This is a genomic window from Rhizobium sp. A22-96, assembly GCF_053521805.1.
Window position 1 is genome coordinate 902422 of sequence record NZ_JBNWDQ010000001.1, and the last position, 12460, is coordinate 914881.

The window sequence follows — 12460 nt, forward strand, 5'->3', positions numbered from 1 at the left end:
CGTCGCCTATTAGCTCAAAATATTTGCATTCGCGCTGACTGCCCACGCAATACGCAGTCGCATGAAATTGCAAAATAACAAAGACATTACAATGCCGTAGCCTCCCCATCGAAAACTGGCACACGGTTTGCTTTGTTAAATTCGCTTCGGTCAATGGCGATCGAAGCACGCAATGCGCGGAAAACGCGCTCGCAAAGACATTGACGTCGCAAGGTTCTTGCCCCCGGGGACTCTCTTCCTGTTCCGGGCCGCATCGACCGATGCGGCGTTTTTTTATGTCCGAATTTCACCCGTCACGAGCAAAACAAGGGGAACTGCAAGTGAAGAAGATCCTGTCCGGTGGCGTTACCCGCCGAAACCTTTTGAAGACGTCCGCTACCGCAGCCCTGATCAGCGCTGTGAGGGCGGCCTTCCCCTCCGGCGCCTTTGCAGCGAGCGCCGGCCCGGAAGTATCGGGGGTAAAGCTCGGCTACATCGCTCTGACGGACGCAGCCCCGCTGGTCATAGCCAAGGAAAAGGGTCTGTTCGAAAAGCATGGCCTTGCCGATGTCGACGTCGCCAAGCAGGCATCCTGGGGCGCAACTCGCGACAATCTCGTGCTCGGCGGCGCCGCCAATGGCATCGATGGCGCGCATATCCTCTCGCCTCTCCCCTACCTCATACACACCGGCAAGGTGACACAGAACAATCAGCCTGTGCCGATGGCGATCCTCGCCCGCCTCAACTACGACAGCCAGGGCATTTCGGTCGCCAAGGAATATGCCGACACCGGCGTCCAGCTCGACGCCTCCAAATTGAAGGCCGCCTTTGACGCGAAAAGAGCCGCGGGCAAGGAAATCAAAGCCGCGATGACCTTCCCTGGCGGCACGCATGATCTGTGGATCCGTTATTGGCTCGCCGCCGGCGACATCGACCCGGACAAGGACGTATCCACAATCGTCGTGCCGCCGCCGCAGATGGTGGCGAACATGAAGGTCGGCAATATGGACGTCTTCTGTGTCGGCGAGCCCTGGAACGAGCAGCTCGTCAATCAGGGCATCGGCTTCACGGCATGTACGACCGGAGAGATCTGGAAAGGCCATCCGGAAAAAGCGCTCGGCATGCGCGCCGACTGGATCGAGAAGAACCCCAATGCCGCCAAGGCCCTGCTGATGGCCGTCATGGAAGCCCAACAATGGTGCGACAGCATGGACAACAAGGAGGAGATGGCGACCATCCTCGGCAAGCGGCAATGGTTTAACGTGCCGCCCAAGGATGTGCTCGGCCGCCTTAAGGGCGACATCAATTACGGCAACGGCCGTGTTGCCAAGGGCACCGATCTCTACATGAAATTCTGGAAGGGCGGCGTTTCCTATCCCTATCAGAGCCATGACGCATGGTTCATCACCGAGAACATGCGCTGGGGCAAATTCGCTCGCAGCACCGACATCAAGACCCTGGTCGGGCAAGTGAACCGTCAGGACATCTGGCGCGATGCCGCCAAGGATCTCGGCGTCGCCGCATCGGACATTCCCGCCTCGACTTCGCGCGGCAAGGAAACATTCTTCGACGGTAAGGTCTTCGATCCGGAAAACCCGTTAGCCTACCTCGAAAGCCTCTCGATCAAGGTGGCGTCGTGATGTCCGCACTCGCTCGCAAACAAACACCCAATCCGGCAGCACCAACTGTGCCCAAGAGCCAGGTTGTCACCCTCTCGGCCCGCCCCGCCCGCCGCATCGACATCCGTCAGATCGCTTTTGCGATCCTGCGGGCCGTCGTGCCGCCGCTGGTGGTTCTCATGATCATGCTCGGCATCTGGCAACTGCTCTGTGAGCAGCCGGGCGCCAGCCTGCCGCCGCCATCGGTGGTCTGGCAGGAGAGCTACGACCTGATCGTCAATCCGTTCTTCAATAACGGGCCACAGGATATCGGGCTTGCCTGGCGTGTGCTCGTCTCGCTGCAGCGCGTCGCCTATGGTTTCGGCCTTGCCGCTGTCACCGGCGTGCTGATCGGCGCACTCATTGGGCAATCCATCTGGGCGATGCGCGGGCTTGATCCGATCTTCCAGGTGCTGCGCACGGTGCCGCCACTCGCCTGGCTGCCGCTGTCGCTTGCCGCCTTCCAGAATTCCAACCCGTCGGCGATCTTCGTGATCTTCATCACCTCGATCTGGCCCGTGATCATCAACACGGCGGTTGGCGTACGTAACATTCCGCAGGATTATCGCAATGTCGCAAGAGTACTACGGCTGAACCAGATCGAATTCTTCTTCCGCATCATGGTGCCTGCCGCCGCGCCTTACATCTTCACCGGCCTACGCATCGGCGCTGGGCTGTCGTGGCTTGCCATCGTCGCCGCCGAAATGCTGACCGGCGGTGTCGGCATCGGCTTCTTCATCTGGGACGCGTGGAACTCGTCGCGCCTGCCCGACATCATCGTGGCGCTGGCCTATATCGGCGTCACCGGCTTTGTCCTCGACCGACTAGTCGCTGGGCTCGGCGCCATCGTCACCCGCGGTATGACCAGCAATTGAGGAGAACAGGATGAGCGCCTATCTGAAGCTCGATCATATCGACAAACATTTCGATCGCGGCGGCCAGCGGGCCGAAGTGTTAAAGGGCATCGAACTCACCATCGACAAGGGCGAATTCGTCTCGATCATCGGCCATTCCGGCTGCGGCAAGTCCACCCTGCTCAACCTCATCGCCGGCCTCACTCGGGTCTCCGCGGGGGCGGTGCTCCTAGAAAACCGCGAGGTCAATGAGCCAGGCCCCGAGCGCGCCGTGGTCTTCCAGAACCATAGCCTGCTGCCGTGGCTCACCGTCTACGAGAACGTCAATCTCGCCGTCTCGAAAGTGTTTCGTGGCAAGAAAACCAAGGCCGAGCGGCATGAATGGGTGATGCGCAATCTCGATCTCGTGCAGATGGCGCACGCCAAGGACAAGCGCCCCTCGGAAATCTCCGGCGGCATGAAGCAGCGCGTCGGCATCGCCCGCGCGCTCGCGATGGAGCCGAAGATCCTGCTGCTCGACGAGCCCTTCGGCGCGCTCGACGCGCTCACCCGCGCCCATCTGCAGGATGCCGTCATGGAAATCCATGCCCGCCTCGGCAGCACGATGGTCATGATCACCCATGATGTCGACGAGGCCGTGCTGCTCTCCGACCGCATCGTGATGATGACCAACGGTCCTGCCGCTCATATCGGCGACGTCCTTGAGGTACCGATGCCCCGGCCGCGAAGTCGCCTCGAGCTCGCCTCCGACCGAACCTACCTCAAATGCCGCGAAGCCGTGCTGAAGTTCCTCTACGAACGCCACCGCTTCGTCGAAGCTGCGGAGTGATCTCCATGACCCACAAACTCGTCATCATCGGCAATGGCATGGCGCCCGGTCGCATGCTGGAGCACCTTCTCGAAAAGGCGCCCGACCTCTATCAGGTCACGATCTTCAACGCCGAGCCGCGCGTCAACTACGACCGCATCATGCTGTCGCCGGTACTGTCAGGCGAAAAGAGCTATGAGGAAATCGTCATTCATGGCGACGGCTGGTACATCAAGAACAACATCACCCTCTACAAGGGCCACAAGATCGTCGCCATCGATCGCGTCGCCAAGACCGTAACCTCGGATCACGGCGTCACCGAGAGCTACGACAAACTGGTCATCGCCACCGGCTCCGTTCCCTTCATCATCCCCGTTCCCGGAGCAAACTTACCTGGCGTCCTGAGTTATCGCGATCTGGATGATGTCAATGCCATGTTGCTGGCAGCGCAATCGCGCGCCAAGGCGGTGGTCATCGGTGGTGGCCTGCTTGGCCTTGAGGCGGCCGCCGGCCTCAATCTGCGCGGCATGGATGTCACCGTGCTGCACGTCAATGCGACCCTTCTCGAGCGTCAACTCGACCCCGCCGCCGGCTATCTCCTGCAGAAGGCGATCGAGGAGCGCGGCATCAAGGTCATCACCAAGGCCAATACCAAGGCCATCGTCGGGCACGGCAAGGTCGAGGGTCTGGAACTCTCCGACGGTACGATCATACCTGCAACGCTGGTGGTCATGGCCGTCGGTATCCGCCCAAGCGCTGGGCTTGCGAAGGAAGCCGGCCTTGCTGTCAACCGAGGCATCGTCGTCGATGCCGGTATGGGCACCTCCGATGGCGATATCCTTGCGCTGGGCGAATGCGCCGAAGTCGGCGGGCAGGTCTATGGCCTTGTCGCACCACTCTACGAGATGGCGCGCGTTGCAGCCGCGCAGCTTGCCGGCGACACCTCCGCCAGCTTCGTGCATTCGGATACACCAACCAAATTGAAGGTCACCGGCATCGACCTGTTTTCGCTTGGCGACTTCGCCGATGGCGACGACCGCGAGGAGATCGTCCTGCGCGATGCGGCAGCCGGCGTCTACAAGCGACTGATACTCAAGGACAACCGCATCATCGGCACCGTGCTTTACGGAGAAACGGCCGATGGCGCCTGGTTCAACGATCTGAAGAAAAAGGCGACCGACATCTCCGAGATGCGCGAGACGCTGATCTTCGGGCAGGCATATCAGGGAGGGTCGCCGCTGGACCCTATGGCGGCCGTTGCAGCCTTGCCGGATGACGCGGAAATCTGCGGCTGCAACGGCGTCTGCAAGGGTAAGATCACCTCGACCATATCGGCCAAGGGCTTGACCTCGCTCGATGACGTCAGAGCCCATACCAAGGCCTCCGCCTCCTGCGGCTCGTGCACCGGTCTCGTCGAGCAACTGATGTCGATTACGCTTGGCGATGCCTATAATCCAAAGGCTGTGCAGCCGATGTGCACCTGCACCGAGCTTGGCCATGACGATGTGCGCCGCCTGATCAAGGCCAAGAAGCTGAAGACCATACCGGCCGTCATGCAGGAGCTGGAATGGAAGACATCCTGCGGCTGCGCCAAGTGCCGGCCGGCACTGAACTATTATCTCGTCTGCGATTGGCCGGACGAGTATGCCGACGACTACCAGTCGCGCTTCATCAACGAACGCGTCCACGCCAACATCCAGAAAGACGGCACCTATTCGGTCGTGCCGCGCATGTGGGGCGGCGTCACCAATTCCGGTGAACTGCGCGCCATCGCCGATGTCGTCGACAAGTTCGAGATCCCGATGGTGAAGGTGACCGGCGGCCAGCGCATCGATCTGCTCGGCATTCATAAGGAGGACCTGCCGGCCGTCTGGGCCGACCTCGGCAAGGCCGGCTTCATCTCCGGCCAGGCCTATGCCAAGGGCCTGCGTACGGTGAAGACCTGCGTCGGTTCCGACTGGTGCCGTTTCGGCACGCAGGATTCCACCGGCCTCGGCATCCGCATCGAGAAATTCATGTGGGGCTCCTGGACGCCGGCAAAGCTCAAGCTGGCTGTGTCAGGGTGTCCGAGAAACTGCGCCGAAGCAACCTGCAAGGACATCGGCGTCATCTGCGTCGACAGCGGCTTCGAGATCCATTTCGCCGGTGCTGCCGGTCTCGACATCAAGGGCACGGAGGTGCTCGGCCTCGTCAAGACGGAAGACGAGGCACTGGAGCATATCGTGGCGTTGACGCAGATGTACCGCGAACAGGGCCGCTATCTCGAACGCATCTATAAATGGGCCAAGCGCATCGGCCTTGACGAGATCCGTCGCCAGATCATGACTGACCAGGAAAAGCGCGAAGCCTATTACCAGCGCTTCGTCTTCAGCCAGAAATTTGCGCAGGTCGATCCCTGGTCCGAGCGCGTCTCAGGCAAGGACAAGCACGAATTCCGGCCGATGGCGACGGTCGGCTTCCATCAGGCGGCCGAGTGAGGAGATGGACATGAACTGGATCGAAATCGGTGATATCTCGGATATTCCCTTGCGTGGCGCGCGGTGTGTGAAAACCCCGCAGGGCAAGATCGCCGTCTTCCGCACCGCCGAAAACCAGATCTTCGCCATCGAGGATCACTGCCCGCACAAGGGCGGCCCGCTGAGCCAGGGCATCGTTCATGGTGCAGCCGTCACCTGCCCTCTGCACAATTGGGTGATTTCGCTCGAAACCGGCGAGGCACTTGGTGCGGACAAGGGCGCGGTCAGGACCATTCCAGTGCGCAACGAGAATGGGGTACTGTCGATCGCGCTCGACAGCCTGATGATGGCGGCGGAGTGAGCGGCGCGACCATGCCCGTTGAGACCAAAACCACCTGCCCTTATTGCGGCGTTGGCTGTGGCGTTGTCGCCAGCGTTGGCGGTGACGGCAAGGTCTCCGTCAAGGGCGATCCCGATCATCCGGCCAATTTCGGCCGGCTGTGTTCCAAGGGATCAGCGCTCGCCGAGACCATCGACCTCGACGGTCGTCTGCTCCATCCGGAGATCAACGGCGAGCGGGCGAGTTGGGACCAGGCACTCGATCTCGTCGCGAAACGCTTCGGCGAGGCGATTGCCGAGCATGGCCCGGATTCCGTTGCCTTCTATGTGTCCGGCCAACTGCTGACGGAAGATTATTACGTCGCCAACAAGCTGATGAAGGGCTTCATCGGCTCGGCCAATATCGACACGAACTCCCGGCTCTGCATGTCATCTTCCGTCGCCGGGCATCGCCGCGCCTTTGGCGCTGATACCGTGCCAGGCACTTATGAAGATATCGAGCTTGCCGATCTGGTGATCCTGACCGGCTCCAATCTCGCCTGGTGCCATCCGGTCATCTACCAGCGGCTGGCCGCAGCCAAAGCGGCGCGACCATCCATGAAGATCGTCGTCATCGACCCGCGCCGGACGATGAGCTGCGATATTGCCGACCTGCATCTGGCGATCCGTCCGGATAGCGACGTCGCACTCTTCCTCGGCCTCTTCGCGCATCTGATCGCAAGCAATGCCGTCGACCAGAATTATGTGGCCGAACATACCAACGGCTTTGCCGAGGCATTTGCCACCGCATGCGCCGTGTCGTTCAACGAAGTACTTGACCTCACTGGCCTGCCCGCGATGCAGCTTCGCGAATTCTACCGACTATTTGCCGCAACGGAGAAAGTCGTCACCTGCTACAGCCAGGGCGTCAACCAATCCTCGTCCGGCACGGACAAGGTCAACGCCATTATCAACTGTCACCTTGCCACCGGCCGCATCGGCCGGCCCGGCATGGGACCCTTCTCCTTGACGGGACAACCGAATGCCATGGGCGGCCGCGAAGTTGGCGGCCTCGCCAACATGCTTGCCGCCCACATGGCGATTGAGAGTGCAGAAGACCGCAACCGGGTACAGCGCTTCTGGCAATCGCCGGGAGTTGCCGCCAAGCCGGGACTGAAGGCTGTCGACATGCTCCGCGCCGTCGGCGATGGCCGCATCAAGGCGCTGTGGATCATGGCCACCAATCCTGTGGTCTCGATGCCGGATGCCGACGCAGTCAAGGCCGCGATCGGGGCCTGCCCCTTCGTCGTCGTCTCCGACATACTGAGAGAGACCGATACGACGCAGCATGGGCATGTGTTGCTACCCTCGCTTGGCTGGGGCGAGAAGGACGGCACCGTCACCAATTCCGAACGGCGGATCTCCCGGCAGCGGCAATTTCTTTCCGCACCCGGTGAAGCCAGGCCTGATTGGTGGCAGATGGCCGAAGTCGGCTGCCGCATGGGTTTTTCTGCGGCATTTTCCTTTCGGACTGCCGCGGACATCTTCGCCGAACATGCCGGCCTCTCCGGCTTCGAGAACGATGGCAGCCGCGACTTCGATATCGGCGTCCATGAGGCGATCGGTGAAGAAGAATATGACGCCCTAGTGCCGTTCCAGTGGCCGCAGCCGGCAGGATCGGCGCAGCAGACGACCCGCTTCTTCGCCAAGGGCGGATTCTATCACACCGATCGCAAGGCGCGTTTTGTTGCCGTCGAGGCGCCGGTGAGTGATCGAACCAACAGCCAGTTTCCGTTGACACTGAATACCGGCCGCATTCGCGACCACTGGCATACGATGACCCGCACCGGCAAGAGCGCCCGCCTGTCGCAGCACATCGCCGAGCCCTTTGCCGAGATCCATCCCCGCGACGCCATGGAGATCGGCGTCGGCGACGCCGGCCTGGTCGAGATCGAAAGCCCGTATGGCGGGGTGATCGTTCGAGCCCTTGTGACGGAGCGGCAGGCACGCGGCAGCCTGTTCGTGCCGATGCACTGGAACGACAATTTTGCGGCAAGAGCACGCATCGATATCGTCGTTGCGCCCGTCACCGACCCCATTTCCGGCCAGCCGGCTTCGAAAAATGTCGCCGTCCGCGCCCGCCCCTTCAAGCCAGCACATTATTGCTTTGCGGTCTCGGCGGCAAAACCGCGTCATCTGGATAGCGCCTACTGGGCGCTTGCCAAGACCGACGGCGGATGGCGCACCGAGCTTGCATTCAATGCGACGCCGGATGATTGGGTCGGCTGGTGTCGCACAACGTTTGACATACCCGACCGGCTGGAGCCGCTCGGCTACGCTGACCGGGCCTCCGGCGACCTACGCCTTGCCTTCTTCGACGGTGAGCGGCTGCTTGCAGCGCTGTTTGTCGCCAGCCAACCTGTCGCCGTCGCCCGAAACTGGGCGATCGCACAGCTATCCGCGTCGCATGGCAATCTGCGCAAACGCTTCGCACTTGTCGCCGGCAGGCCCGGTGCCGATACCGTCGATGCGGGTGCAACGGTCTGCTCCTGCTTCAGCGTCGGCGTCAATCAGATCGTCATCGCCATCCGCGGTGGCTGCCACAGCGTCGAGGCAGTCGGCAAGGCCCTGAACGCCGGCACCAACTGCGGCTCCTGCCGCGCCGAGATCCGGGGGATCATCGATGGATGTCTCACCGCTGCCGCCGAATGAACCACCCCAGAGCTACGTCTTGAGCCACCATCAATCATTCGTCGAAAACCCCTGTTTCGCCTGATTGACCGTAATGTTAGGCTTTTGGAAAGCAGCCTTATGATTTCGATTGCTTTTTGCACTCGTGGGGGATGAGGGCAGATGGAGGCAGCAGGCCAAAAAGTTCAGTTGAGTTATGGGGTCGAACCCGGAATTCGCTTCGCCCTGCTTCTTGACGGCAATGGCGGCTGCCGTGAAATCAGCAGTACAGGCTTGCGGAAGTGGAAGCCTGCAGACGGGATCCTTTGGGTTCATCTCGAGCGCGATCATGACGCGGCAGCGGCATGGGTAGCCGACAATGGCGGTTTCGATCCTCTCGTTGCCGACGCACTGCTTGAGGATGAATCCCGCCCGCGCGTGGAGCCGGTCGACGACGGTTTGCTGATCATCCTGCGCGGGGTCTGCGCTTCGCCTCCCGAGGACGCGGAAGGAGCAGCGGCGGAACTGGATCTCGTGCCGCTTCACGCCTGGGTGGACGAAAACCGCGTCGTGACGCTTCGTGACAGCGGGCATTACATCACAGCGCTTCGCGACATCCGGCTGGTGCTCGAAAAGGGTAAGGGTCCGAAACGCACCGGCGAATTGCTCGCCCTTGTCAGCGACAAGCTCGTGAGGGACCTGGAACCGGTCCTTGACGGGATGGACGAGGAAGTGGACGAACTGGATGAGCTGATCTTCCACGGCGAAGCAGCCGAAGTTCGCGAGCGCCTGAAGCTGCTCCGCAGGCAAGCCGTGCAGCTTCGCCGCTATCTCGCGCCGCAGCGCGATGCGCTTAATCGTATCGAACATGACGATGCGCCCTGGCTTGCCGAACGCGACAAGTTGCGCATGCGTGAGGTCATCGACAAGCTGATGCGCTGCATCGAATATCTGGATGCGATCCGCGACCGGACAAGCATTCTGCACGACGACCTCTCGACCGTGATCAGCGAACGGATCGCGCGCAATTCCAACCGGCTTGCAGCACTTGCCGCCCTCCTCCTGCCGCCAAGCGTCGTCGCCGGCCTTTTCGGCATGAATGTCGGCGGCATTCCGGGTGTCAACGACACCTGGGCTTTCATCATCATCGTCGCCCTTGTCGCTGCAACCTCCGCCGTTACCCTCTACATCATGAAACGCATACACTGGCTCTGACGGCGGCGGAACCGCCGGGGCCGCAACAGCGTTCCCTATCAATTCCGCCCAGGAGATTGAGATGATGCGCCGCCAAGCATGCCTTCTTGCAATCCTCGCCGCACTCTGTGCCGCGGCTCCTGCCTCCGCGGATGAGAGCGGATTTCTGAAGCCATTGAACGGCACTTGGATTGGGACCGGCAATGTACTGCGCAAGATCGGAGGCTCGCCGATCAACGTCTCCTGCAAATTCACTATCAGCGCACCCGGATCTTCTATTGCGATGAAGGGCAATTGCCGCGGGCTTCTGGTCATCAACCGAGCAATTTCGGCGAACCTTACGGCGCGGGGAACCCGCTATTCGGGCACGTACACCGGCCCGTCCGGTGCGTCGTCGCAACTATCCGGGAGCAGACGGGGTGATGTGATCAGTCTGGCTGTGCGCTGGGCACGCTTGGTCAATGGCGACCGGAATGCCAATATGGCCATCCGCAAACAAGGCAGCAACCAACTGACAATCCAGACAATCGACAAGGACCTGTCATCAGGCAAATCTGTCGTTACCAGCGATATCAACCTGCGTCGCCAATGATGGCTCGGGCAAGCCGATGCTGTCAGGCCATTTTGAATGAACCGCCTAACTGACACCACTTCTATGATCGTCGTCGCTCATGGCAAGCCCACCGCGCCAAAAAATGCAGCCTTGCCTTTGCCCTATTTCATCCCTATATTATAAACTGTCGATCTTGCTTGATGATCTTTGTTTGCCCGGAAGCGTGGCGCGAATTTTCTTTCAATTTCGGTTTTGTAATACTGCGGAAATTCTTTTCCACAGAACGAAATTCTATGTCTAATTGAAAGGAATTCCCTATGACTTCAGGGACCGTAAAGTGGTTTAACAGCGCCAAGGGTTTTGGCTTCATTCAGCCTGAAGACGGCGCTACGGATGTGTTCGTTCACATTTCTGCTGTCGAGCGCGCTGGAATGAACTCTCTCGCCGAAGGTCAGAAGCTGAGCTACGAGCTGGTGCGCGATCGCAAGACCGGCAAAAGCTCTGCTGACAATCTGCGAGCAATCTAATTGTCATTCGTCATGCTGACCACGGATGTACTGGCAGCGATGAACTGAGTGACGGGGAAGGTCGGGTTAAAGCCCGGCCTTTTGTATTTCTGCGACCCACCGATAAGGGGATGCCATGAGCAGAATGACGTATTCGACTGGAGACTTGGTGGTCTTGAAAGCGGATCTCACTCGGCTGAAGGCAGCTCCGAGGATGTGTCGCATCATCAGTATGCTGCCTTCCGACACCGTCGAGGCCTACTACCAGGTTCGCTTCACGCACGAGAATTTCGAGCGGCGGATCGCAGCAACGGAAATCGAAACGCTCTGCGAAGATCCACATGCCGACGGAGAAGGATCTCCCTCTCAGCGATCGGAACCTTGGCTAAAGCCTCTCGCCAAGGGAGCCAAAAAGCAGGTCTCCCGATAGGCCGTAGCGCGGCGCGTTGAAAAGCGAAAATGCATGCTCGCAGTTCTCGCAGCCAGCAATGATATTGATCAAGCATGGTGCGCATTCAATAAAGATATGACCCGAAAGGGTATATCCCAAGAGACAAAAATGCGTAGAGCCCGTACAAAACAGTTAAAGCTGTGCGTTAAAGATGAGGCATGAGCCAGTCCACGATAGCACAGCTTGATAAGAACCACAGAGATATGGCTTGCTACCCCAGAGCGACCGAAGCCGGACTCAAAATCGTTAGTCTTCGGACATTCGTCCGTATTTGTCCTTACGCAAAAAGGAGCGATCATGTCAGCTACCAAAGAACAGTTTTTCAAGAAAACCGCATCTCTCGGCAGTGATAAAGCCACGATTACCGACAATGCAGCAAAGAGCATCGTTGCAGCAGAAAACATCGCCCGTGAGAAGAAAACCGAGGCCCTGCGAGCCCTTCGCCTGCAACAGGAAGCCACGGAAGAGCCCAAGGCCGCAAAGCCCGTAAAAGAAAAGAAAAAGACTGTCAAACGCGGCCGGGCATAGGATGGCCGCCTCACCAGGCGTGGCACATACATTCGGACAACAAGTTTAGCGGACAGCTTGCGACATGGCTCTAGAAGCCAAGTCGTTCACGCCTTTCCATGTCCTTGACGTTGAGAATGGCGCAATAGGTCTTTGCTTCCTTCTCCGTCAGAACATTCAAGATCCAATGCGTGGGTTCTGCCGCCCTTCCCGTGAAAATATCATACACGGTCCAGGTACGATCGCATTCCCGGCGAATGGCGTACCTGAATGTGAGCTTCGACATGGGCCACCGCGAAGGATAGCGGCGGAGCAATTTCCGTGTCGCATCGATCGCAAGTACTTTACCAGTCATTCGGTTACCGGAAAAGATGGATTGCTCGGCGAGCCTTTGCAACGTCAAAAAATACTTGCTGTTACGCTGGATAGACGACCGAAAAATGGAAGCAAGATTCTCCACCCCTTGAATTCAACGAATAATGGACTATCTCTTTGTTAGCAGCATT

Annotated in this window: 10 protein-coding genes; all 10 read left to right on the plus strand. The window is 59.6% G+C overall.

Going from position 1 to position 12460, the window contains the following annotated elements:
* Nucleotides 1-275 precede the first annotated feature (275 nt).
* The 10 genes from ACQZ6F_RS04065 to ACQZ6F_RS04110 all read left to right on the plus strand — a co-directional run bounded on the left by ACQZ6F_RS04065 (nt 276) and on the right by ACQZ6F_RS04110 (nt 11975).
* Nucleotides 276-1619, plus strand: coding sequence for a CmpA/NrtA family ABC transporter substrate-binding protein (locus tag ACQZ6F_RS04065; RefSeq protein WP_449092756.1), 1344 nt, complete (start codon nt 276-278; stop codon nt 1617-1619).
* A complete protein-coding gene (gene ntrB, locus ACQZ6F_RS04070; RefSeq protein ID WP_449092757.1) occupies nt 1619-2512 on the plus strand; it encodes a nitrate ABC transporter permease in 894 nt (297 codons plus the stop codon). The genes ACQZ6F_RS04065 and ntrB overlap by 1 nt, the downstream gene beginning before the upstream one ends.
* A 10-nt stretch (nt 2513-2522) precedes the next feature.
* The gene (locus tag ACQZ6F_RS04075; protein WP_077467753.1) at nt 2523-3320 is read left to right on the plus strand and encodes an ABC transporter ATP-binding protein; all 798 of its coding nucleotides are present in this window, start codon (nt 2523-2525) and stop codon (nt 3318-3320) included.
* 5 nt (nt 3321-3325) lie between these two features.
* The gene (nirB, locus tag ACQZ6F_RS04080) at nt 3326-5776 is read left to right on the plus strand and encodes a nitrite reductase large subunit NirB (protein WP_449092758.1); all 2451 of its coding nucleotides are present in this window, start codon (nt 3326-3328) and stop codon (nt 5774-5776) included.
* 4 nt (nt 5777-5780) lie between these two features.
* Nucleotides 5781-6116 (plus strand): nitrite reductase small subunit NirD, encoded by a 336-nt coding sequence (gene nirD, locus ACQZ6F_RS04085; RefSeq protein ID WP_068393820.1) that lies wholly within the window; start codon nt 5781-5783, stop codon nt 6114-6116.
* Between the two features lie 11 nt (nt 6117-6127).
* Nucleotides 6128-8785 carry a nitrate reductase gene (locus ACQZ6F_RS04090; protein WP_449092759.1) on the plus strand — a complete coding sequence of 886 codons (2658 nt, stop codon included), beginning with the start codon at nt 6128-6130 and terminating at the stop codon, nt 8783-8785.
* Between the two features lie 141 nt (nt 8786-8926).
* The gene (locus ACQZ6F_RS04095; RefSeq protein ID WP_449092760.1) at nt 8927-9958 is read left to right on the plus strand and encodes a zinc transporter ZntB; all 1032 of its coding nucleotides are present in this window, start codon (nt 8927-8929) and stop codon (nt 9956-9958) included.
* Nucleotides 9959-10022: 64 nt separating this feature from the next.
* Nucleotides 10023-10529, plus strand: coding sequence for a hypothetical protein (locus ACQZ6F_RS04100; RefSeq protein WP_449093132.1), 507 nt, complete (start codon nt 10023-10025; stop codon nt 10527-10529).
* Nucleotides 10530-10807: 278 nt separating this feature from the next.
* Nucleotides 10808-11017: a cold-shock protein gene (locus ACQZ6F_RS04105; RefSeq protein WP_068393822.1), complete on the plus strand. Its 210-nt coding sequence runs from the start codon at nt 10808-10810 to the stop codon at nt 11015-11017.
* Between the two features lie 727 nt (nt 11018-11744).
* A complete protein-coding gene (locus ACQZ6F_RS04110) occupies nt 11745-11975 on the plus strand; it encodes a hypothetical protein (protein WP_077467748.1) in 231 nt (76 codons plus the stop codon).
* Nucleotides 11976-12460: the final 485 nt, after the last annotated feature.

Coding starts and splice junctions, on each gene's coding strand:
- ntrB (WP_449092757.1), top strand. CDS start 1,619: ATGTCCGCACTCGCTCGCAAACAAACACCCAATCCGGCAGCACCAACT.
- ACQZ6F_RS04065 (WP_449092756.1), top strand. CDS start 276: ATGTCCGAATTTCACCCGTCACGAGCAAAACAAGGGGAACTGCAAGTG.
- ACQZ6F_RS04075 (WP_077467753.1), top strand. CDS start 2,523: ATGAGCGCCTATCTGAAGCTCGATCATATCGACAAACATTTCGATCGC.
- ACQZ6F_RS04105 (WP_068393822.1), top strand. CDS start 10,808: ATGACTTCAGGGACCGTAAAGTGGTTTAACAGCGCCAAGGGTTTTGGC.
- nirB (WP_449092758.1), top strand. CDS start 3,326: ATGACCCACAAACTCGTCATCATCGGCAATGGCATGGCGCCCGGTCGC.
- nirD (WP_068393820.1), top strand. CDS start 5,781: ATGGACATGAACTGGATCGAAATCGGTGATATCTCGGATATTCCCTTG.
- ACQZ6F_RS04095 (WP_449092760.1), top strand. CDS start 8,927: ATGGAGGCAGCAGGCCAAAAAGTTCAGTTGAGTTATGGGGTCGAACCC.
- ACQZ6F_RS04100 (WP_449093132.1), top strand. CDS start 10,023: ATGCGCCGCCAAGCATGCCTTCTTGCAATCCTCGCCGCACTCTGTGCC.
- ACQZ6F_RS04090 (WP_449092759.1), top strand. CDS start 6,128: ATGCCCGTTGAGACCAAAACCACCTGCCCTTATTGCGGCGTTGGCTGT.
- ACQZ6F_RS04110 (WP_077467748.1), top strand. CDS start 11,745: ATGTCAGCTACCAAAGAACAGTTTTTCAAGAAAACCGCATCTCTCGGC.